The organism is Ligilactobacillus pobuzihii E100301 = KCTC 13174, assembly GCF_000349725.1.
Taxonomy (GTDB): Bacteria; Bacillota; Bacilli; order Lactobacillales; family Lactobacillaceae; genus Ligilactobacillus; species Ligilactobacillus pobuzihii.
This window is the reverse complement of the sequence record NZ_KB714693.1, coordinates 153,364-176,332: the sequence shown is the minus strand read 5'-3', so window position 1 is coordinate 176,332 and position 22,969 is coordinate 153,364. Positions and strand designations below refer to the sequence as shown.

General features: G+C 38.6%; 17 protein-coding genes. 8 read left to right on the top strand and 9 right to left on the bottom strand.

What is annotated here, in order from left to right:
* Positions 1-2 precede the first annotated feature (2 nt).
* From LACPOB_RS0104890 to LACPOB_RS0104870, 5 genes are all read left to right on the top strand, one after another.
* Entirely contained in the window at positions 3-980 is a 978-nt protein-coding gene (locus LACPOB_RS0104890) for an alpha-ketoacid dehydrogenase subunit beta (RefSeq protein ID WP_017867715.1), read from the top strand.
* 139 nt (positions 981-1,119) lie between these two features.
* Entirely contained in the window at positions 1,120-2,727 is a 1,608-nt protein-coding gene (locus tag LACPOB_RS0104885) for a 2-oxo acid dehydrogenase subunit E2 (protein ID WP_017867714.1), read from the top strand.
* A 4-nt stretch (positions 2,728-2,731) separates the two neighbouring features.
* Entirely contained in the window at positions 2,732-4,138 is a 1,407-nt protein-coding gene (gene lpdA / locus LACPOB_RS0104880) for a dihydrolipoyl dehydrogenase (protein WP_017867713.1), read from the top strand.
* 306 nt (positions 4,139-4,444) lie between these two features.
* Positions 4,445-5,467, top strand: a complete 1,023-nt coding sequence (gene lplA / locus LACPOB_RS0104875) for a lipoate--protein ligase (RefSeq protein WP_017867712.1) — start codon at positions 4,445-4,447, stop codon at positions 5,465-5,467.
* A 227-nt stretch (positions 5,468-5,694) separates the two neighbouring features.
* Positions 5,695-6,714 carry an FAD:protein FMN transferase gene (locus tag LACPOB_RS0104870; RefSeq protein ID WP_017867711.1) on the top strand — a complete coding sequence of 340 codons (1,020 nt, stop codon included), beginning with the start codon at positions 5,695-5,697 and terminating at the stop codon, positions 6,712-6,714.
* Positions 6,715-6,852: 138 nt separating this feature from the next.
* Here LACPOB_RS0104870 and LACPOB_RS0104865 read toward each other — a convergent pair whose 3' ends face one another.
* A complete protein-coding gene (locus LACPOB_RS0104865; RefSeq protein WP_017867710.1) occupies positions 6,853-8,832 on the bottom strand; it encodes a fructose-bisphosphatase class III in 1,980 nt (659 codons plus the stop codon).
* A 417-nt stretch (positions 8,833-9,249) separates the two neighbouring features.
* Here LACPOB_RS0104865 and LACPOB_RS0104860 point away from each other — a divergent pair, with 417 nt between their 5' ends.
* Complete coding sequence (locus tag LACPOB_RS0104860; RefSeq protein WP_017867709.1) at positions 9,250-10,668, top strand: L,D-transpeptidase family protein; 1,419 nt, start codon at positions 9,250-9,252, stop codon at positions 10,666-10,668.
* Positions 10,669-10,929: 261 nt separating this feature from the next.
* Here LACPOB_RS0104860 and araA read toward each other — a convergent pair whose 3' ends face one another.
* The 4 genes from araA to LACPOB_RS0104840 all read right to left on the bottom strand — a co-directional run bounded on the left by araA (position 10,930) and on the right by LACPOB_RS0104840 (position 16,214).
* Entirely contained in the window at positions 10,930-12,354 is a 1,425-nt protein-coding gene (araA, locus tag LACPOB_RS0104855) for an L-arabinose isomerase (RefSeq protein WP_017867708.1), read from the bottom strand.
* Positions 12,355-12,457: 103 nt separating this feature from the next.
* Complete coding sequence (locus LACPOB_RS0104850; protein WP_017867707.1) at positions 12,458-13,189, bottom strand: L-ribulose-5-phosphate 4-epimerase; 732 nt, start codon at positions 13,187-13,189, stop codon at positions 12,458-12,460.
* Positions 13,190-13,201: 12 nt separating this feature from the next.
* A complete protein-coding gene (locus LACPOB_RS0104845; protein WP_017867706.1) occupies positions 13,202-14,815 on the bottom strand; it encodes a xylulokinase in 1,614 nt (537 codons plus the stop codon).
* Positions 14,816-14,828: 13 nt separating this feature from the next.
* Positions 14,829-16,214 (bottom strand): sugar porter family MFS transporter, encoded by a 1,386-nt coding sequence (locus LACPOB_RS0104840; RefSeq protein WP_017867705.1) that lies wholly within the window; start codon positions 16,212-16,214, stop codon positions 14,829-14,831.
* A 353-nt stretch (positions 16,215-16,567) separates the two neighbouring features.
* Between LACPOB_RS0104840 and LACPOB_RS0104835 the strand changes: the two genes are divergently transcribed.
* Positions 16,568-17,644 (top strand): GntR family transcriptional regulator, encoded by a 1,077-nt coding sequence (locus LACPOB_RS0104835; RefSeq protein ID WP_017867704.1) that lies wholly within the window; start codon positions 16,568-16,570, stop codon positions 17,642-17,644.
* 148 nt (positions 17,645-17,792) lie between these two features.
* Here LACPOB_RS0104835 and LACPOB_RS0104830 read toward each other — a convergent pair whose 3' ends face one another.
* The 4 genes from LACPOB_RS0104830 to rpmH all read right to left on the bottom strand — a co-directional run bounded on the left by LACPOB_RS0104830 (position 17,793) and on the right by rpmH (position 20,933).
* The gene (locus LACPOB_RS0104830; RefSeq protein WP_017867703.1) at positions 17,793-18,989 is read right to left on the bottom strand and encodes an acetate/propionate family kinase; all 1,197 of its coding nucleotides are present in this window, start codon (positions 18,987-18,989) and stop codon (positions 17,793-17,795) included.
* A 300-nt stretch (positions 18,990-19,289) separates the two neighbouring features.
* A complete protein-coding gene (yidC, locus tag LACPOB_RS0104825; protein ID WP_017867702.1) occupies positions 19,290-20,129 on the bottom strand; it encodes a membrane protein insertase YidC in 840 nt (279 codons plus the stop codon).
* Positions 20,130-20,161: 32 nt separating this feature from the next.
* On the bottom strand, positions 20,162-20,500 hold the full coding sequence (gene rnpA / locus LACPOB_RS0104820; RefSeq protein ID WP_017867701.1) for a ribonuclease P protein component: 339 nt from the start codon (positions 20,498-20,500) through the stop codon (positions 20,162-20,164).
* Between the two features lie 298 nt (positions 20,501-20,798).
* On the bottom strand, positions 20,799-20,933 hold the full coding sequence (rpmH, locus tag LACPOB_RS0104815; RefSeq protein ID WP_003701411.1) for a 50S ribosomal protein L34: 135 nt from the start codon (positions 20,931-20,933) through the stop codon (positions 20,799-20,801).
* A gap of 592 nt (positions 20,934-21,525) precedes the next feature.
* Between rpmH and dnaA the strand changes: the two genes are divergently transcribed.
* Positions 21,526-22,896 carry a chromosomal replication initiator protein DnaA gene (gene dnaA / locus LACPOB_RS0104810; RefSeq protein WP_017867700.1) on the top strand — a complete coding sequence of 457 codons (1,371 nt, stop codon included), beginning with the start codon at positions 21,526-21,528 and terminating at the stop codon, positions 22,894-22,896.
* Positions 22,897-22,969 lie beyond the last annotated feature (73 nt).

Below are 22,969 nucleotides of genomic sequence, written 5' to 3'. Positions count from 1 at the left end.
GAATGGCTAAATTATCGATGGTCAAGGCAATTACTCAAGGCCTAGATGAAGAAATCAAACGAGATGAAAAAGTTCTAGTTTTCGGTGAAGACGTTGGCCGTAACGGTGGTGTTTTCCGTGCCACAGACGGTTTACAAGATGAAAACGGTGAAGACCGTGTTTTTGATACACCATTAGCCGAATCAGGGATCAATGGTTTAGCAATGGGACTTGCTTTAGAAGGCTTCCGTCCCGTGCCTGAGATTCAATTCTTTGGTTTTGTATTTGAAACAATGGATGAGATCGCTGGACAAATTTCACGGACAGGCCACCGGATGGGCGGCTCACGTAAGATGCCGATCACGATCCGTGCTCCATTTGGTGGTGGTGTTCACACACCAGAACTCCACGCTGATAGTTTGGAAGGCTTATTAGCTCAAACACCCGGTCTACGTGTTGTTATACCAAGTGGCCCATATGACGCTAAGGGCTTACTAGCTTCATCGATCCGTTCTGATGATCCGGTTGTATTCTTAGAACACATGAAACTTTATCGTTCATTTAAAGAAGAAATTCCAGAAGACTCTTACACTGTTCCATTGGACAAAGCCGATGTTAAACGTGAAGGTAAAGATATTACACTTGTTTCTTACGGTTATATGGTCCAGGAAAGTTTGAAAGCCGCAGATGCTTTAGCTAAAGAAGGTATCGAAGCTGAAGTAGTCGACTTACGAACGATTTCCCCGTTGGATGAAGAAACGATCATCAATTCTGTTAAAAAGACTGGTCGAGCTGTCTTAGTACAAGAAGCTCAAAATCAGGCTGGAGTCATGGGACAAGTTGCTTCGATCATTGCTGAAAAAGCGATCTTATCACTTGAATCACCAATTGGTAGAGTTTCAGCACCAGATACTCCATATCCATTCAGTCAAGCAGAAGAAATATGGCTTCCAAATAAGGACGATATTATTGAAAAAGCTAAAGAAATCGTAAATTATTAAGCATCAGGCGTGATGGGGCAGATAAGCAGGCCTTATTAAAGGCTCATATTATTTTTAGCTTGCTCATAGTATGAGTCTTTAAATAAGTTTTGCTGGTCTCTCATATAAATTCGATCAAATATACGGGGGTATATAACAAATGGAGAAATATCAATTCAACCTGCCTGATATTGGCGAAGGTATCGCTGAAGGTACAGTCGGTGAATGGCATGTTAAGGAAGGCGACGAAGTTAAAGAAGACGGAGATTTGGTTCAAATCGAAAACGATAAGTCCGTTGAAGAACTTCCCGCACCTGTTGGTGGCAAAATTAGCAAAATTTTAGTTCCTGAAGGTGAGACTGCCGAAGTGGGTCAACCTTTAGTCGAACTAGAAGTTGCTGATGGTAAAGGTAATGTTTCTGGCGGCGAAACTGAAGAAAAACCAGCCGAAACAAAGAAAGAAGCAGCGCCAGCTACTAATGGCGGTCAAGAAACTTACGCCTTTAAACTACCCGATGTCGGTGAAGGAATGGCAGAAGGTACGATTGGTGAATGGTATGTCAAAGAAGGAGATAAAGTTGAAGCAGATGGAGATCTAGTTTCCATCGAAAACGATAAATCGACTGAAGAATTACCAGCACCTGTTTCTGGCACTGTTACAAAAATTTTGGTCGGTGAAGGCGACACTGCTGACGTCGGTCAAACGATCGTCGAATTCGCAGTTGCTGCGGGCCAAGGTAACGTTGAAGGTGACACTAGTGAAGCTGGGGCTCCTGCTGAAAGTCCTAAGGAAAAATCAGCAGCGAGTGCACCTGCTGCAACCCCAACTGGTGAAAAACAAGACCACTCCTTGCCAGTTTTAGCAATGCCCGGTGTTCGTGCGTATGCACGCGATAAAGGTGCTGATTTAACACAAATCAGTGGTAGTGGTAATCATGGACAGATCTTAAAAACTGATATTGACAGCTTCTTAGCTGGTGGCACAGCCACTGCTGAAACTGAAACAACAGAACAACCCGCTGAAAAGCAAAAGACAGCTGCAGCTCCAGTTTCAACTTCACCAGACTGGCCAGAACACACAGAAAAGATGTCAGGCATTCGCTTTGCTACAGCTAAAGCAATGAGTCGTTCAAACGACAATATTCCTCATGTACACATCTTTGATGAAGTTGTCGTCGACAAAATGTGGGATCACCGTAAGAAATACAAAGAACTCGCTGCTTCTAAGGGTGTTCACTTAACATTCTTAGCTTACGTTACAAAGGCACTTGCCGTTGTTTTGAAAGAGTTCCCGATTTTCAACTCACAAGTTGATATGGATAATAAACAAAGCATCTTTAAAGACTATATCAACATCGGTATCGCTACTGATACTGACCGTGGCCTCTTTGTTCCAAACGTTAAACATGCTGACCAACAAAGTCTCTTCGATATTGCACGTTCGATCAGCGCTAATACAGAAAAAGCTAAAGAAGGTAAGTTAAGTTCAGGTGACATGAGCCACACAGGAATTTCAATTACTAACATCGGTTCAGTTGGAGGTGGTTTCTTTACCCCAATTATCAACTTCCCTGAAGTTGCTATCTTAGGTATTGGTAAGATCAGCCCAGAACCAGTTGTGATCGACGGTGAAGTTAAATCAGCTCGTGTCTTGAAGTTGACGATGGCTTTTGACCACCGTGTGATCGATGGTGCAACCGCGCAACGTGCAGTTAACCGTCTGAAAGAACTACTGGGTGACCCAGAATTACTTTTGATGGAGGGATAATTAAATGGTAGTTGGAGATTTTGCAGAAGATTTAGATACTGTTGTGATCGGTGCTGGCCCTGGTGGCTATGTTGCAGCGATCCACGCAGCTGAATTAGGACAAAAAGTTACGGTGATCGAACGCGAATTTATCGGTGGTGTTTGCTTAAACGTTGGCTGTATCCCTTCTAAGGCTTTGATCGAAGCAGCTCACCGTTATCAGCACGCTCTAGGTACAAGTGATATGGGGATCGCTACTAAAGATGCAACGATCGATTTTACAAAAACTCAGGAGTGGAAAAGTTCCGTTGTCAATAAACTGACAAGTGGCGTTTCTGGCCTCTTCAAGAAACATCATATCGATGTTTTACGTGGCGAGGCTTTCTTGAAAGACGACCATAGCTTACGTGTGATAAGTGATGATGATTCCGCCCAGACTTATAACTTTAATAACTTGATCGTGGCTTCTGGTAGTCATCCGATCGAGATCCCAAACTTTAAATTTGAAGGTCGTGTAATTGATTCAACGGGTGCCTTAGCACTTAAAGAAGTTCCTAAAGAATTAGTTGTGATCGGTGGGGGCTATATCGGTAGTGAATTAGCCTCAGCCTACGCTGAACTTGGCGCTCATGTAACGATCTTAGAAGGAATGGATTCGATCTTAGCCAACTATGAATCTGACATGGTCAAAGTCGTACAAAAAGGTATGACTGACCACAACGTTGATATTTATACTTCAGCTATGGCACAAAAAGCTGAACAAACTGATGATTCTGTCACGGTTACCGCTGAAATTAATGGTGAAACTAAAAGCTTCAAAGCTGACTACTGCATTGTTTCAGTTGGACGTAAACCAAACACAACTGAAATGGGTCTTGAACAAGCTAAGGTTGAAACTGATGACCGTGGCTTGATCAAGGTTGACAACCAAGGTCGGACAAATGTTTCTCACATTTTTGCGATCGGTGATGTTGTCGCTGGCTCGGCATTGGCTCACAAAGCTAGTTACGAAGGCAAGATCGCTGCTGAAGCTATTTCTGGTAAATCAAGTATCGTTGATTATCGTGCAATGCCAGCTGTTTGTTATACTGGCGAACAAATTGCTACGACTGGTCTAACAGTCGCTGAAGCTAAAGATCAAGGCCTTGATGTCAAGAAAGCACAATTTCCATTTGCAGCAAATGGTCGTGCGATCACGATGGATGCAACTCAAGGTTTCATCCGTTTGGTATTCGTTAAAGATACAAAACAAATCGTCGGCGCTCAAATCGTTGGGGCAAACGCTGCTGATTTGATCACTGAATTGACTTTAGCTGTTGAATCAGGTGCAACACTTGATGATGTTGCTTTGACGATCCATCCACACCCATCCTTAGCTGAAGGTGTTATGGATGCTGCTGATGTTGGTTTAGGTTTCCCAACTAACATCTAGAATTCTTCAATAAATTGATCCCTCTTTTTGGGGGATTTTTTTATGACAAATAATTAAAATCATTATCTAATACCAAAATATTAGGCACAGCAAACTTTTTTGAATTAAAATATTTTTAATGGTAGCATGAAAGCGTACGCAAAGATCGTTGACCTACCAAAGTTCAAAAATCACGGTTTTATTTTAGTTAACTTTTTTGAATAATAATTAAAAAAGAACAGTTGGGTAAATATTAGACTAATATTAGCACAACCGCTATACACCATGTTTCTCAGCTGTTCTTTAAATAAGGGAGAGAAACTTAACATGCAATACATCGCAATGGACACCAAGGATATTCGGACTAACCTTGCAACTGAACAGTACTTAATGAATAGTGGTAAGATGACCCCACCATTCATGCTGTTTTACATTGAAGGACCATGTATCATCGTGGGCCGAAACCAAAATACAATGGAAGAGATCGATCCTGAATACTGTCGCGAACACAACATTACTATCACACGTCGTCTATCAGGTGGTGGTGCAATGTATCAGGATTTTGGTAACATGTGCTTTAGTATGGTCGTACCTGCTAAAGACCAGAAATTTGGTGACTTCAAATCAATGGTCCAACCGGTTGTTGACGGTTTGAAAGAAATGGGCGCATCTAACATTGAAGTTACTGGTCGTAATGACATCGTACTAGATGGAAAGAAATTCTCAGGTAATGCAATGTATACTCGTGATGGGAAAACTTTCTCGCACGGAACATGCATGTTTGACGTTGATACAGATGTCGTTACTAATGCTTTACGTGTTCCCAAAGATAAGATCCAATCCAAGGGGATCAAATCTGTCCGCTCACGTGTCGTCAACATTAAGCCATATTTAAAGGAAGAATACCGTAACATGAATACCTTCCAACTCCGCGATGAATTAATCAAAAAGATTTGGAAAACAAATTCGATCAAAGAAGCTGAAGAAAACTATGCTTACTTTTTAGATGATGAAGACAAAAAAGAAATCGCCAAACTTGAACAAGATATTTATTATAATTGGGACTGGGTTTATGGCAAATCACCTAAATTTACCGTACAACGACGTAAACACTTTAATGGTGGAACGATCGACGCCCGCTTCAATGTCCAAAATGGGGTAATTGAAAATGCCGTGATCTATGGTGACTTCTTTGGACCAGAAAATGTGGACGAGTTACAAGATAGCTTAAAGGGAACACAGTATGCTCAAGGAAAAATCAAAGATAAGCTGAAAACGATCGACCTTTCACGTTTCTTTGCCGGTATCCCACAAGATGAAATTATTGAATTATTAAGTACCCAACAATAAGTTTAAGTCATAACAAAAACGGCATTGGAACAAAACTAGCTGTCCAACCCTAAAAGGGCCGTTGATCTATCCCGTTAAACGGGTTAAATCAACGGCCCATAAATGTGCCCAAAAAAGTATTTAGATTAATGGTTGCGCATTCATTATAACTATCGTCTACTTAATGGCCTGTGTTAAAATGAAATACGAAAGTTAATTTTGTGTTATATGAGATGAGGATGAAAAATATGACTAACGAAAATACAGTTCTTTGGACAGATCTGCATTCAGAACCAGTAAAAAAAGTTGCGGAACAACGCTTAACTAAACAATACTATGGTTTAGGAACCAAGATCACCTTAACTACTTTCGGTGCTACTACCGAAGCTGACCTAGACGCAGCCAATGCTTTGATTGTTCGCTATGAAGACCTACTTACAGTTAATCGTCCAGAATCTGAAGTGATGGCTGTCAACCACGCTGCCGGAAAAAAGCCCGTTCAAGTTTCAAATGGTGTTTACGCCCTGATCAAAAGAGCTGTTGAAATCAGTCGGCAACACTTAGGTTTTAACACTGCTATCGGGCCCTTGGTCAAGTTATGGGAAATCGGTTTCGACGATGCTCAACTACCAACCCAAGCAGAAATCAACGAACGTTTGCCGATCGTTGATCCCGCTCAAATTGAATTAAACGACAAAGACCAAACCGTTTTTTTAAAGAAAACAGGCATGAAAATCGATCTTGGTGGGATCGCAAAGGGCTTTATCGCTGACCGGATCAAGGACCTCTGGGCTGCACGCGGGATCAATAACGGAATGATCGACTTGGGCGGTAATCTTTTACTTATAGGAAAACAACCTGTACATGATGATGGTTTATGGCGTGTTGGCGTTCAAGCACCTAAAGATCAGCGTGGTCAAGCCGTTGCAGTCGTTAAGACTCCGGCATGTTCTATCGTAACTAGTGGAATCTACGAACGACATTTAGATATTAATGGCAAGAGTTACCACCATATTTTAGACTCAAAAACTGGTTACCCTCGCAGCAATAATTTGGCGAGTGTCACTGTTTTTTCGAAATATTCGATCGATGGCGAGATCCACACAACAGAATTATTCTTTGCTGGAAAACCAGTCAAAGATTGGGGTAAAAATGACCCTAACTTATACGGCGCGGTCTTTATAACTAAGGACAATAAAATCTTAGTCAGTGGCTTAGATCCAAAAGATGTCACAGTCATTGCTCCAGGATTTGAACTATTATCCTGAGACAAAAATATATGAAAAGAGTCCAAGAAAGCATAAAAACTTTCCTGGACTCTTTTTTAATTTTTTCGAGCATCTCGAACATAACACCCTATAACATGGGTCCTGGTAAAACTTATTTTTTTGTTTTACTATGCCCTTTTAATATTCATCCAGTAGCCCACGCAGTATTTTGACGTTTTCTTTCAAACGTGACCCAATATCCGTATCCGCTACCGATTTACGGTGGACTTCATGATTGACCACTCTTCTAGAAGAAACAATATCTGTTCCATTTACGATCGAATCTTTCTTTGATGTAAATGGATGATGTTCGACCAGTTGTAAGCCATATGAGTTATATAAAAGCGTATAACCACCAAATCCAGTGGTCGGCTGATAGGCTTTAGAATAACCACCATCGATCACTAGCATCTTTCCATTTGCCATGATCGCATCATGTCCTCTTTTGACAGGCGTATGCCCGTTGATCACATGTCCATCCGCTGGATCCAAACCGAATTCCTTTAGTAAGTTGTCAGTAAATTGTTCATTATGCCGTAATTTGAAATACGGATTTCTTACTTCCTCATGCGAAGCCTTATCTTTGATAAAATAACGTTCAAAGGTAGTCATCGCTTGTTTCCCAAATAATGGAGAAATTGGTCCTTGCCACAAATACCAGATCAGATCTGCTGCGCTATGATCATTACCACACGGATCATTATATGCGTGGCGCACTTGTTGGTCGAAGAAATCCACCAATTGTTTACCACGATATTCTCGACCATGATACTTAAACGGTAACAATTCACCCTTCTCATTAACTGGCATGCAACCATGTAACAACAAGTTGTTATTATAACACAGATACATACTGCCCTTGTTCACTAAGAAATCCAAGTGCCGCTGTAAACTCTTAGATTCCACGAAAGAATGTAATAAACCTTCGATCAATTCTTGTTCTTCTGACGTCAATTTGCCAGGATCTTTAGGATCGATCAAATCAAAACAAGTATTAGTTAACTGGTAAGTTTTACCATGTATCTGAATCGTCTTTTTATCGTAGTCGATCTCATTTAGTAAAGCCCGATCATTCATATCAAAATCTGGTTCTCTGGCGATGGTTTGGACTTCCATCTTAAATTGCATAATCGAAACAGCCTGTTGAATCTGGGTCAACTGTAATTTCTCACCGTCAAAGCTAAAGGTATCACCTTCAACCAACTTCGGGCGAAAAGCAGGATTATCAGAATAATTTTGCTCAGCAAAACGAGATAAATGACGGAGGCTGATCCCATACGCATCCTCGATCGTTGCCAAATTATTATAGCGAGCACTGATCCGCAACAAATTCAACATACATAAAGCTGACCCTGATGATGCACCGACCCATAACATGTCATGATTACCCCACTGAATGTCAACGGAATGATACGACATTAAACGATCCATGATCAACTCAGGGTGCTCACCTCGATCATAGATATCGCCTAAAACATGCAAATGGTCAACAACTAATTGTTGGATCGTATAACAAGTAGCGATAATAAATTCATCTGTGACTCCTAAAGAAACTAAGTTAGTCATCAATTGATCGATATAACTCCGCTTATCAAATTCTTGGGGATCTGTGTACAATAATTCTTCCGTTATATAGGCAAAATTTGGGTCAAGAGCCTTCCGGACTTTAGACCTAGTGTATTTAGTCGATACAAATTCTAATAACTCTATCAGCCGCTGGATTGTATCTAAATACCATTGCTCTAAAGTACCATCTTCATCATATTGAAGTTGCCGTTTCTTATATTCAAGTTTTTCTTCGGGGTAATAAATTAAGATTGCAAAGTTTTGTAAGTGGCTTGCTGTTAATCTGCCACCAAAAACATCCATGATCTTATTTTTTATATTCCCTGAACCATTCCGTAAAATATGATCAAACGCACTGTATTCTCCGTGTAGATCACTCACAAAATGTTCTGTTGCTTTCGGCAGATGTAAAATAGCCTCTAAGTTCATAATTTCCGCAACCGCTGCTTCTTTTGTCGGAAATCTTTCCTCCATTATTTCACGTAAATATTGTCTTTCGTTTGTTTCTTCTGTATTTTTAAATTGGTTTGGTTGATTTGAACCGTGTACCATTATGATTACCTCACAAAGTTAGCGTATATATTTTATTCAAAGTTAATATAACTATGATATTACTTAAATTAAGCATTTTCAACCGCTTGATATATGTATTTGCTCAGATCTAATTAACAAGCATTAATTTTAGCCGTAATTATTCACAAAGTATATTTTTTCATACCTTAAATTGGTATAGTATAATTATTTTAAATATATTTTAGACTATTTTTTCATATAAATTATTTTTGTTATTGAATAAAAAAATTCAATCTGTCCTGTATCTTAAAGAACAACATATTGTATTCTTACAAATGTTTGTGCTATTATACGCTAATATGAGTTTTTTTTTAACAAGCTTATTTTCTCAAGCTAAAAACTAATTTTTAACTTAAATAAACCGCTTAATTTAAAGCTCAGAAAGGTGTTTTAAATTTGAAAACTAATAATAAGATCTGGTTAGTAGTCGTGATCGCTATACTTGCTGCAAGCGGAGGTGGCTATTATGGCTGGCGCGCCACACACTTTGCCAAAGATACTGTTGTTCAAGGTGTGCAAGTCGGCAAACTATCCTATAAAGACGCAGACACTAAAATTAGTTCGAATCTGAAGGAACCAGAATTTACGCTCAAGGATCCTAAAACTAAGAAGACTATCTATCAAGGACAATTGAAAATAGCCGCCAACCACGCTTATCGTGATGAATTAAAAGATTTAATGCATCAAAGACGCATTCATCCGTTTGCCAGCAAAGCTGACCCAGCCAAAAAGACTAGTATCTACGATAAGAAAGCTGCCATTGACAGTTTAGATAAACAAAAAAAACAAATTACACAAAAAATCAAGCAATCTAACCAGCAGCGAACTGCACCACAAAACGCGCAAATCAAGCTGGCAGATGGAAAAGCCCAGTTACAAGAAGCAAAAGCTGGTGATCAGATCGATCCAGAAGCAACCTTCAAAAAGGTTAGTTCAAAATTGGATCCCAATAATGATCCAAAACAAACGTTGAATGTCATTATGAAAAAGCCTTCTTGGGATGGCAAAAAAGAATATGCAAAAATAAATGATATTTTAGGGCAAGACTTCAAGTATAAAGTAATGGGCAAAACAGAAACTACACCTGTTAAGGACGTATTAACTGAAGGTACGATCACTGAAAAGGGCCCTGATTTAAACCTAAGTCCCAGCTCCAACTATATTCATAAGATCAATCAAAAATATGCTTTATCCGGTTCACAAAAAGCTGATTTCACAACTGTTCAAGGACAAAATGTTTCTTTTGAAAATACACAAGGGACTCTTGGCTGGAATCTAAAGGAATATGATGAAGGACGCTATTTACAAGAACAATTATTAAACGGAAAGCTTGATATCGCCGCAAAAAACATCAATAACGCTGAACAAAAATTCGATAAAGATACTTTGAATGACATTAAAAAAGAAAATCACATCGAAGTTGACTTAACTCACGAACAACTTTATCTGGTAGAAAACAACAAAGTTGTTCAAAAAGCCCCCGTTAATACCGGTTCGCCCAAGGTTAACATCGCGACTCCGACTGGTTATTATTATATTAAATGGCGTAAAGCTCCTATGACTATGCGTGGTACATCTAATGACGGTTCTAAATATGAATCGCATGTGCCCCAAGCCATGGATCTAACTGATGATGGGATCTTTATTCACTCAGCGCCGTGGGTCCCCAAAAAAACATTAGGAAATCCAGCAGTACGTCACGAACAAGGTTCAAACGGTTGCATCAATGTCGCTCCAGCTGATATGAAAAAACTATTTGCTCGTAGTCAACAAGGCATGCCTGTGATCGTATACGGTGATGGGTTAGCATCTTAAATTAAAAAAGCTATTTTAAAGAGTGAGACAAAAGATGTTTTGGAACACGTTTAAGGGCTGTCGATTTATCCATTTAATGGGATAGATCGACAGCCCTTTTAGTATTGGACAGCTAGTTTTGTCCCAGCCCCCTTTTACGCATAAAAACAGAGCAGCCCCCCTGATCAAGAACTGCTCTGTTTAACCTTATGATTCAAACTTTATACGTCGTATGTGTTTTCCTGACTAAATTGTTTCACGTGAAACAATCATAGTTATTTCTTATTTGATTTCAACCAAGTTTGCTTGGTATAAGTTTGCTAAATCAGCAACTTGTTGTTCACTAGCAGTGAATGAGAATACTGTATGATGACCTCCACCAGCGTGGATCCAGTCTGTAGCACCCTTCTTCAAGCCAACTTTTGGAGTCCATAATTGCTTAGCAACTGGCAAATGCGGTGTTTCACTTTCTGGTTTATTAGCTTCAACTGGATAACTGATGATCTTAAAGCCATCACGGAAATCAGCCATTGTAACATCGATAGCGTCACCTTCAGAACCAGTAAATACCAAACGTGCAGGATCATCTTTACCCCCAATATCTAATGGATGAACTTCAACACGTGGTTTTTCAGATGCGATCGAAGGATCAACTTCTAGCATATGAGAACCGAGGATCGCTTCATGACCTTTACGCAAGTCAAGGATATAGTCTTCCATGAAGGCTGTTTGCTTGTTATGTGTCATAATCTTGAAGATCCGCAATAAAGCAGCCGTCTTCCAGTCACCTTCACCAGCAAATCCATAACCATCGCGCATCAACAATTGAGCGGATAAGCCTTGTAATTCTTCCATATCATGTAAGTCTTGGAAGTTAGTTGTAAATGCTGAGTAACCACCACGCTCGAAGAACCGTTTCATAGCGATATATTGTTTCAATTGATAACGAACTGCATGTTCGTATTTTTCAGTATCATTATCGCCTTGAACTAATTCATACTTAGACTTCAAATCTTCGTATTCAGCATCGATCTCTTTTTCAGTAACTTTGTTGATCTCTTCAACTAAGTCTGCGATCGGGTAGTAGTCAACCGTCCAGCCAAGTTGGATCTGAGCTTGAACCTTGTCACCTTCTGTAACAGCAACGTCACGCATTGTATCACCGAAACGAACAACCTTTAAATTGAATGATTCGTTGTAAGCAACCGCAACATCTTCCCAATCAGCGATTTCTTTTTGAACATCTTTATCGCCCCAGAAACCATAAATGACTTTATTTTGTTTATTCAAACGAGCGTTGACGTATCCATATTCACGATCACCATGAGCACTTTGGTTCAAGTTCATGTAATCAAAATCCATTGTTTCATAAGGAATACCTTCTGCATATTGTGTAGCAAAGTGCAACAAAGGTTTTTGTAATAATTTAGTACCACGGATCCAGTTTTTGGCCGGTGAAAATGTGTGCATCCATGTGATCACACCTGCGACCTTATCGTTGTAGTTAGCATCTTTCATAAACTGAGTGATACCATCAGCATCTGTTAAAACATCTTTAAAGACGATCTTATATGGTAAGTTAGCCTTTTCGTTCAAACCTTCAACGATCTTTTTAGCATCATCAGCCACACTCTTCAATGTGTCTTCACCATAAAGAGGTTGACTACCTGCGGCAAACCAAAATTCATACTCTGGTACTGATAACATTCAAAACACTCCTTAGATTTTTTTGAGCTTTTGTGCTTTTTAACACGCCACTCGATTTTTATAATTGATACACATAATTAGTTAACGAACAATTTTAGCCTCACTACTTTCGTTTAGCATGTGATTGTGACTGGGCATTGTCCTGGCCGTAGTAAGCATTCTTACCATGTTTTCTGTAATAATGTTTATCCAATAAATATTGTGGTACACCGATCTGTTCATGTCCTGCCAATTGTAGGGCGTGATAGTCCATTTCAGCTGCAACCTCAAGGACCTTCGCATTATAAACGGCTTTATCTGGAGTAGCACCCCAAGTAAATGGTCCATGTTGGTTAACTAATACAGCGGGAACTGCATCTTCATCGATGCCGCGTTCTTTAAATGTCCGTGCAATAACTTTACCTGTGTTTTCTTCATAGGCATCTTCGATTTCTTCTTTAGACAAAGGATCTGAAACCGGAACTGGCCCATAAAATGTATCTGCATGCGTGGTATTTAACGCAGGAACATCAACTCCCGCAGAAGCAAAGGCAACTGCCCAAGGCGAATGAGTATGCACGATCCCACCGATATTTGGAAACTTATTATATAAAACTGTATGAGTCGGTGTATCACTTGACGGGTTTAGTTTACCTTCAACAACATTTCCGTCTAGATCAACTACGACCATGTCGTCCGGCGTCAACTTGTCATAATCGACTCCGGATGGTTTTATGACAAATAACCCCTTATCACGATCGATCCCAGAAACGTTACCCCAAGTGAAGGTAACTAAGTCTAACCTCGGAAGTTGCATATTGGCTTTATAAACTTCTTGTTTTAACTCTTCTAACATTCCACTCACCCTTTATTGTTGTTTTTCGACTGGATCTTCTAAAACTGTAGCTTGATCTTCAACGCGGAGTCCTGCTTGATAGCGTTCAATGTACTTCTCATAACCATCAACGCCCTCTTTTTCTGGGCTTAATGTCATTGTTTCTGAATCAGAGAAAACTTTCGTATCCAAGTAATCAGCCAATGATTCTTTAGCTCCTGAAGCTACATACTGTGCTAAAACAGCCATTCCCCAAGGGCCACCAACGCTGGCATTTGTCATGACAGAGATCGGTAAATTCAAAGCGTTAGATAGTACTTGTTGTGCAACAACAGGTGTCTTGAACAAACCACCTTGCGCGATCATTACATCAGTTGAAACTCCTTCTTCATGGATCAAGATATCCATCCCGATTTTAAGTGGAGCAAAAGCTGAGTACAATTGAGCCGTCATAAAGTTAGCTAAGTTAAAGTTACTATTTGGTGTTCTGACAAATAACGGTCGTCCTTCATCAGTCTTCGTTACAGGTTCACCTGAAAGATAACTGTAGTTAACTAAGCCGCCAGCATCTGGATCACCTTTAGTAGTATCTAAGAATAAAGTCGAATACAGTTCATCTGGTTTAAGGTTGATGCCTAAACGCCCGGCAAATTCCTTAAAGATATCAGCCCAAGCATTAATATCAGAGGAACAGTTATTAATGTGGACCATCGCAACAGGTAAACCATCGGGTGTTTGCACGATATCGATATCACGGTGTACTTTTTTCAATGGTTTATCTAAAACATTCATTGAAAATTCTGAAGTACCAACTGAAATATTACCTGTCCGTTCTCTAACACTATTAGTTGAGATCATACCAGTCCCCGCATCGCCTTCGGGTGGTGCCATGACACTACCTGCTTGTAAGTTACCACTCGGATCAAGTAACTTAGCACCTGCCTTTGTTAATTTACCGGCACTTTGACCAGCTTCTAATACTGTTGGTAAAATATCTTGCAGCTTCCAAGGATATTGTTTGACCAAATCTAAGTCCTCGAACTGAGCCATTTTTTCTTGGTCAAATTGTCCGTTTTTGTCAATCGGGAACATTCCTGATGCATCACCGACACCGATATTTTTATTGCCTGACAATTGCCAATGCACGTATCCAGCTAATGTTGTAATGAAGTCTACATCTTTAACATGTTCTTCTTTTTGCAAGATTGCATGGTAAAGATGGGCAATACTCCAACGTAATGGAATATTGAAATTAAACAACTTAGTCAATTCTTCAGCAGCATCACCTGTGATCGTGTTTCTCCATGTTCTAAATGGAACTAATAATTCATTATCTTTATTAAAAGCTAAGTAGCCATGCATCATCGCACTAACACCGATCGAACCTATTTTTTCAAGTTGAATATGATATTTAGTTGAAACTTCGGCTGCCATTTGTTGGTAGCTTTGTTTGATACCATCCCAGATCTCGTCTAAAGAATAAGTCCATACACCATCTTTTAAACTGTTTTCCCACAAAAAACTACCAGAAGCGACGGGGTTAAAATCTTCTGTTACTAGAACTGATTTGATCTGTGTTGAGCCAAGTTCGATCCCTAAAGCTGTTTTACCTGCCTGAATTTCTTTTGCTATTTCAGCAATATTCATCAGAAATTACCTCCTAGTCTTTGTTCTTACTATGATTCATTCCAGCTTCTTCGATTTCTTCAAGTGTACGTCCCTTCGTTTCCGGAACACAGTAACGGACGAACAAAACACCTGCCAAACAAATTACACCGAAAATTGCAAAAACTATTTCTTGTGACATTGCAGCTGTCATAATTGGGAAAATCAGACCAACGGCCCATGATCCGACCCAGTTCATGGAAGAAGCTAAACCTGAAGCCCGACCACGAATAGCAAGTGGGAACATTTCACCAACAATGACCCAGGTTAATGGGGCCCATGTAAATGAGTAGAATGCAACATAGATAAATAAGAATACGACAGTTGTGAATGGATTTAAGTTATCGATCATTGCATTTAAAATAGCTGGTAAGATAAACGACAAGCCCATTACAGTACCACCCATAAGTAACAATGTCCGCCGTTTAACTTTTTCGGCGATCGCAATATACAAAAGCGAACCTAGAACTAAGATCACACCTTGGATCACTGGCCAAACTAAAGCTGAATCAGCAGCCTTACCAGTTACATCTTCAATGATCAATGGGATGTAATAGAAAATTGCGTTAGCACCTTGAAATTGCTGGAAAGTAGCAACACCAACACCGGCCATTACTAGATAACGATATTTACCGGTAAATAATGTACCCCAAGATGTTTTTTTAGCAGCAGAACTTTCTTGCTTAGAAGTATCTCTGATCGATTGCATTTCGGAGTCAATTTCACTTTTATCTTTACGAATATATGACAAAACCTTACGTGCTTCGTCTGGCTTTCCATGATTGATCAAGAAACGTGGTGATTCAGGTAACTTCATCACACCGGCCAATAAAATCACAGCTGGAATTGCAGCACAACCCAGCATGACACGCCAACCCCATGCTTGTGGTAAATCTTTTAAAACAAAGTCCATCACATATGATAAAAGCATACCTAACGTGATCATTGTCTGGTTCAACCCAGATAAACTACCCCGCGCATTAGCAGGCGCCATTTCCGACATATATGCTGGCACCAGAGCTGAAGCAGCCCCCACAGCCAAACCTAACAACATTCTGATTATGATCAAATACGTTGAACCATTTTCAGGCGATACCATAGAAAGTAATGAGAAAATAGCAAAAATCACTGCCGAAACTAAAATCATCTTACGACGACCATACTTATCTGAAAGTTGTCCAGCAAAGGCACCACCAAAAATTGCCCCAAACATTACGGCTGATGTGATCCAACCAATAACAGAAGCATTGGTCAAATTCCAGTCATTTTTTAGAAAAGGCAAAGCACCTGTCATGACGCCAATATCATAACCAAATAAAATTCCACCAAAGGAACCAAAAAAATAAATAAATTTACTCGAGATCTTCTTTTCTTGAGCCACGGAATTTTTCCTCCCTTATATCCATCATTTTTGTTTAAGAACGTCCTCAGTGAACTAGGCGTTTCCTGTAAACGTTTTTAATAATAGTAATTTTATGCGAATAATTCAACCTCTCAAAAAATTCATTCGCATAAATATGTGAAACAATTTCATTGTAAGCCCTTTTATATCAAGCTTTCATTTTTTGTGAAACTTTTATTTATTTTTTTGCCTTATCTTATTATTTGGTATTAATTGCGTACTACCTAGCTATAATAAAGAGAGAATTAAGCCCTTTTCACAAAGCAAGCTGCTTGTGGTATCCTATTTATATGACATAAAATTTATTCAAACAAATTATGGAGTTAGAGAAAATGAAAAATGATTACACTAAGGTCAAAGAGAAGTTAAAGAATCAAATAACTTTTAGTTCATATAAAATGGACGATAAATTACCTACAGAAACAGAATTAATGTCCACGTTTTCTGTCTCACGCTATGCTGTACGCAAAGCTTTGACAGAGCTTCAAAATGAGCATTTTATCTATAAAGTGCAAGGAAGTGGAATGTACGTTGAAGAATGGAATAAAAAATGGTGTGCAAATACCGAAAGTAAAACGATCGGCTTAATTTGTACACACATTGCTGACTATATTTTTCCAAAAGTTATCTCACAAATCGATACGGAGATCGGACAGGAAAACTATTCATTATTACTCGCAAACACCCACAATGATCCAGAAAAAGAGCGTTTGAGCCTGATTAAAATGCTAGACTCACAAGTAGCAGGCTTGATCATTGAACCTAGTGAGAGTGCAAAGCCCAACCGAAATCTAGATATTTATGAGCAAATTTCAAAAAATAAGATCCCCCTGCTTTTTATCAACGCCAAATACCCTGAAATAGATGCACCAGTAATTTTAAATGACGATACTTTAGCGGAAAAAAGCTTGATTACCTACCTACTAAAAATGGGCCACAAAAATATCTTAGGTCTTTTTCAAGTTGATGATACCCAAGGTATCCATCGTATGGGGGGGTTCATGCAAGCCTACCAAGAATTGTCACTTGATTTATCTGAAGGTAATATTATTATGTATAGTTCACACGAACCATTTGACGAAATCAGTAAAAAAATGGACTATTACTTAAAATCTGATACCCGGCCGACCGCAATTGCTTGTTATAATGACCAGTTAGCTATTAAGATCTTAGCAAAACTTAAGGAAATGAGCTTAACTATCCCGCAAGATATCTCGCTAGTTGGCTTTGATAATTTTGACTCATCCGCTTATTTAGGCCCTGGATTGACAACTATGAATTACCAACGAACACGAGTTGGACAAGAAGCGGGTAAAGGTATCTTAGCTTTGATCAAAGGGAAAAATTTTGACTCGATCGTACATCACCCGCAGATGCAGCTTCGGAACTCTGTCAAAAAAATTAATTAAAAAAGAAAACGAGATAAGAAATCTTTTGGAACACGTTTAAGGGCCGCCGATCTAACCCATTTAATTTGGAGTTAGATCGGCGGCCCTTTTAGAATCGCACAGCTAGCTATGTCCCAGCTTCTTTTTTTATTATTTCAAATCAAAGCACCTAGGCTTCTTTTTTTAACTTCATAATATCACGAGCGATCATTAATTCTTCGTTCGTTGAAAGACGTAAAACTGCAACCTTAGAATCTGGTTGTGAGATCACACCTTCATAATTTTCAGAGTTTTTAGAATCATCATAAGTTAAACCAAGGTAGTCTAAACGGTCCATAATACGTTTACGAACTGGGATCGAGTTTTCACCAATACCGGCAGTAAAGACAATACCGTCAACTCCTCCCATTTCGGCAATATATTCACCGATATACTTAACAACATTCTTTACAAACATATCGATCGCCAAACCAGCGCGTTTATTGCCTTGTCCTTCTGCTTCTAACAAGTCACGCATATCTGAAGATACACCAGAGATACCGATCAAACCAGATTTGTGATTCAAAATATCTAACATTTCATCCATCGAATCAATGTTCAATTTGTCCATCATGTAACCCAGTAAGGCAGCATCAACATCACCAGAACGAGTAGCCATCGTCACACCAGTTAATGGAGTGAAGCCCATCGAAACATCAAATGATTTCCCATTTTTAACTGCACATACTGAAGAACCAGCACCCAAATGGCAAGTGATCAGTTTTAAATCTTCTACTGGTTTACCAAGCTTTTCGGCAGCCAATTGAGAAACATACTTATGACTGATACCATGTGCACCATAACGACGGACGCTGTAATCTTTGTACCATTCATAAGGTGTACTGTATAAGTAATTAACAGCTGGCATTGTTTGGTGGAAAGCTGTATCAAATGATGCAACTGAAAAAGCATCTGGCAAGATTTCCTTAAATGCTTTGATACCCATCAAATTAGCTGGGTTATGCAGTGGTGCCATATCAGCAATTTCATCGATATGTTTGATGACTTCATCATCAACAACAACTGAATGCTTAAAGTATTCACCACCAGCAACAACACGATGACCAACTGCAGTGATCTCATTCAATTCTTTAACAATACCCAAGTCTTTTAATAAGAAAGTTAAACGATCAACGGCCACTTCATGGTCTTTGATCTCTTCTTCGTTTTCATATTTTTGACCATCACCGTATTTGATTTTAATTTTTGAGCCGGCAATACCGATTCGATCTACCAGTCCATCTGCCACTTCTTTTTCTTCAGGCATAACAAACAATTTAAACTTCAAACTTGAACTACCAGAATTAATAACCAGCAGTTTTTCCATATGTGATCCTCTCCCTTTTACGTTTTATACAACATTTAAAATCATAGCTTATCTAATTAGCGTTGTAAACGTTTAATATCTATTTTAACATTATTAAATCCATAATGTATCAATTACCTTTCTAACATACCATTGAAACTAGCAAAAAAACAGTATCTTAACTTAAAAAATGTCATTATCACACTAATTTCCGTATTTTTTTGTGGCCAATTTACTATAATTTTCATTTTTTCAGAGATTAAAAAATGGTCCAAAATCAAAAAATTGATTTTACACCATTACGTTAGACTAGATAAAATACTATTTTTTACGATTCTTCAAAGCTTTCTTCTTAGCTTTTTGCAAATTACGTTCGCGATCTTTCTTAGCTTGTTCTTTTTCGGCACGTTCACGGTTGATCTTAAACGGATTATTGATCAAAAGTGTTTGTCCCACTGAAAAAGCATTAGTGATCACCCAGTAAAGTGACAAAGCAGAAGGAACACTCAGAGCTGTAATAAAGATCATTAATGGCATCCCATATGTCATGGCCGCCATCATACCCTTTTGTCCCGTGTCTGGTTGAGACATCGTACTCAATTTAGACGTTGCAAACGTGAAGAGTGCAGCCAGAACTGGCAAAATAAAGTACGGATCTTTATCACCTAGTTGCATCCACAAAAAAGAACCCGTCTTCAATTCTTGCGATCTAAAGATAGCCTGATATAAAGCAACCAAAACAGGCATCTGAACTAATAATGGTAAACAACCGGCAACCGGGTTGACCCCTGCTTCAGCATACAGTTTCTTTTGCTCTTCTTGCATCGCACGCATTGAATCTTGATCACGATCAGGATATTTTTCCTGCAAGGCTTTCAACTGAGGTTGAATTTCCATTGACTTACGTGACGATTTCATTTGGTAAAACATCAACGGTAAAATAATGATCCGAACGATGATCGTGAAAATAACGATACCCCAGCCATAACTACCGCCAAATAAATTACTCAAGGCTTTGATCGCGCGTACAAAGTTCCAAATAATATAATGATCCCAAATTCCTGTACTTTCAGAAGTTACCGGATCAGTACTACATGCACTAAGCACTAGTACTAAAGATAAAGCTCCAAATAAAGCGAGAGCCTTTTTCCCCTTTTTCAACGTGTTCTACCTCTCTTAATTGAAATTCTTAACTAAATAATGATGTTCGCTAAAGAAAGAACATGAATCAAATGCTGTTTAACTTCAGCAGTTGACATTCCTGCTGCACTTGGACGTGCGATCACAAGAAAATCACAATCTTGTTTAAGCTGCGGTTTTAACTCGGTCAAACTTTGTCGGATCCGACGCTTGACCCAATTACGTGCCACAGCGTTACCAATTTTCTTGCCAACTGAGATCCCTACCCGAAAATGCTTTTGTCCAGGTTTTTCTAACATATAGATCACAAATTGACGATTAGCACAAGACTTGCCTTGGGTAAAAACTTTTTGAAATTCCGCTTCTTTCTTGACGCGGTAAGATTTACGCATAATACATCTCCAAAAATAACAGAGTAGCGGAAAACAAATAAAACTTCTGTACTAAAAAAATAACACAATATACTTTCTGACGTTATATAGTGTAATAAATTAGTTAAACTATATCTCCTGTCCTCCGAAACTCGACTAATATATAGAATGAAATGAGCTGACTAACATAATCTATATACTCAAAAGACATACAAATATGAACGTCAAAACTTCAATTAAAGTTATCACTCTCATTCTATTTCTACATTTTTTTAAAAGTTTGATGATAAATAAAAAGACCACTGACGGTCTCAGTGATCTATGCAGACAATACTTTTCTGCCTTTACGGCGTCTACGTGCTAGCACATTACGACCGTTACTTGTACTCATGCGTTTACGGAAACCATGAACGCGTTGACGATGGCGTTTTTTTGGTTGATAAGTTCTTTTCATTGGTTTTGACACCTCCTTGGTTTGAACTTTTATAACTATACCTACCATAAAATGGCGGTCATTCCAAGTTCAGACTTACCTGTTTATGTTACCATACATGACTTTAAATGCAAATAAAATTTTGAAAAACATCGTTTGATAAACAAAATTTCTGTTTGTAAATTTTATCCGCCAAAATGTAGTCACATTACACTAGTAATTTTTATTGTTCCTTGTTTTTTACTAAAAAAGTTATCCACAATCTCTTAAAAACAATCCACTTTCTCTTTTTTTCTTGTTTATTTTCATTTTTTCATCAACAGAGTTTTTGTCAGGCTTGTCCACAATTAACAATATGTTATTAAACAAAGGTTCCCCTGTGGATTTCTTTGTGCATAACTCATTAATCACTTAGTGTCACAGTGATATCCCTCCGTTCTTTTATGTGGATAACTAAATAACGACGCAGATATTCCACAACTTATCAACATCCTGTGGATAACAGAATTTACAACCTGTTATTTATTTTCCTTATGTTATGCACATTGTGGAAAACTCCTTTATTACATGCTACAATATATGACGTGCAAATTTAATAAAGGAGGAATGTCCAGTGCCAGATCTTGAGACTTTATGGCAATTTATTTGCGAAAAGTTCAATGAATCTTTCTCCACAATCACTTATAAAACATGGATCGAAACAGCTAAACCAATTCAATTTGCTGATAAAACTTTAGTTGTCGAAGTTCCATCAAAACTTCATCGTGATTACTGGACTCAAAGTGTAACCCCTCAAATCGTTGAGATGTTACAAGAACCATTAGGTTACAAGTTAACGATTTTACCAAAAACTCCCGATGAGCCTAATCCATTGGAAGCTTATGATCCAGCAGAAAGTCTAACTTCAGAAGATTTGAAAGATGAAACTACAAGTGAGACTCCGTCAAAAGTATTTGTCAAAAATGCGCAATTAAATGACCGTTATACATTCGATACTTTTGTGGTTGGTAAAGGTAATCAATTAGCTCATGCAGCAGCTTTAGCGGTAGCCGAAGAACCTGGTGTTTTTTATAACCCACTATTTTTCTATGGTGGTGTCGGCCTTGGAAAAACTCATTTGATGCATGCCATTGGTCATCAAATGTTAGAAAATCGGCCAAATGCTAAGGTAAAGTATGTAACTAGTGAATCATTTGCTAATGATTTCATTAATTCTATCCAAACAAAACGCCAAGAAGAATTTAGACAGGAATACAGAAACGTCGATCTTCTTTTAGTAGACGACATTCAATTTTTCGCAGATAAAGTTGGTACCCAGGAAGAATTTTTCCATACATTTAATGCTTTGTACGATGATAAAAAGCAAATCGTACTGTCATCTGATCGCTTGCCTAACGAGATCCCTAAGTTACAGCAACGTTTAGTTTCACGTTTCAAATGGGGCTTATCAGTTGATATCACGCCACCAGACTTTGAAACTCGAATCGCAATTTTACGTAATAAAGCAAAAGCAGAACATTTAGATATCCCAAATGAAACATTGAGTTATATTGCAGGACAATTCGATTCAAACATTCGTGAACTGGAAGGTGCTTTAATGCGCGTTCAAGCATATTCGTCAATGAACCACACTACGATCACCACTAGTCTAGCGGCTGAGGCACTTAAAAGTTTAAATGGCAAAGATCATAATAATAAACTCACTATTCCAACAATTCAAAATAAGGTCGCTAAATATTACCATGTCACTGTTGCCGAGCTTAAAGGAAGAAAAAGAGTAAAAGCTATTGTTATCCCGCGACAAGTCGCAATGTACTTATCTCGAGAATTAACTGATTCTTCCCTTCCAAGGATCGGTCAAGAATTCGGTGGCAAAGACCACACAACTGTGATCCACGCATACGAAAAAATAACTGAAAGTATCGCAAATGATCCTGGACTTGAAAGAGAAGTTGATGAACTAAAAGCAGAGTTACAAGTTTAGCAAACTTATTTAACAAATTTAACTAAAAAATGCGTATTTAACAATGATGACTATTTTATTTGTTATTATGCAC

What these genes read in the sequence shown, in the direction of transcription:
- LACPOB_RS0104870 (WP_017867711.1), top strand. Translation starts at nt 5,695, where the DNA reads ATGACTAACGAAAATACAGTTCTTTGGACAGATCTGCATTCAGAACCA.
- LACPOB_RS0104835 (WP_017867704.1), top strand. Translation starts at nt 16,568, where the DNA reads ATGAAAAATGATTACACTAAGGTCAAAGAGAAGTTAAAGAATCAAATA.
- LACPOB_RS0104850 (WP_017867707.1), bottom strand. Translation starts at nt 13,189, where the DNA reads ATGTTAGAAGAGTTAAAACAAGAAGTTTATAAAGCCAATATGCAACTT.
- rnpA (WP_017867701.1), bottom strand. Translation starts at nt 20,500, where the DNA reads ATGCGTAAATCTTACCGCGTCAAGAAAGAAGCGGAATTTCAAAAAGTT.
- LACPOB_RS0104845 (WP_017867706.1), bottom strand. Translation starts at nt 14,815, where the DNA reads ATGAATATTGCTGAAATAGCAAAAGAAATTCAGGCAGGTAAAACAGCT.
- lplA (WP_017867712.1), top strand. Translation starts at nt 4,445, where the DNA reads ATGCAATACATCGCAATGGACACCAAGGATATTCGGACTAACCTTGCA.
- araA (WP_017867708.1), bottom strand. Translation starts at nt 12,354, where the DNA reads ATGTTATCAGTACCAGAGTATGAATTTTGGTTTGCCGCAGGTAGTCAA.
- LACPOB_RS0104890 (WP_017867715.1), top strand. Translation starts at nt 3, where the DNA reads ATGGCTAAATTATCGATGGTCAAGGCAATTACTCAAGGCCTAGATGAA.
- lpdA (WP_017867713.1), top strand. Translation starts at nt 2,732, where the DNA reads ATGGTAGTTGGAGATTTTGCAGAAGATTTAGATACTGTTGTGATCGGT.
- rpmH (WP_003701411.1), bottom strand. Translation starts at nt 20,933, where the DNA reads ATGAAAAGAACTTATCAACCAAAAAAACGCCATCGTCAACGCGTTCAT.
- LACPOB_RS0104885 (WP_017867714.1), top strand. Translation starts at nt 1,120, where the DNA reads ATGGAGAAATATCAATTCAACCTGCCTGATATTGGCGAAGGTATCGCT.
- LACPOB_RS0104830 (WP_017867703.1), bottom strand. Translation starts at nt 18,989, where the DNA reads ATGGAAAAACTGCTGGTTATTAATTCTGGTAGTTCAAGTTTGAAGTTT.
- LACPOB_RS0104865 (WP_017867710.1), bottom strand. Translation starts at nt 8,832, where the DNA reads ATGGTACACGGTTCAAATCAACCAAACCAATTTAAAAATACAGAAGAA.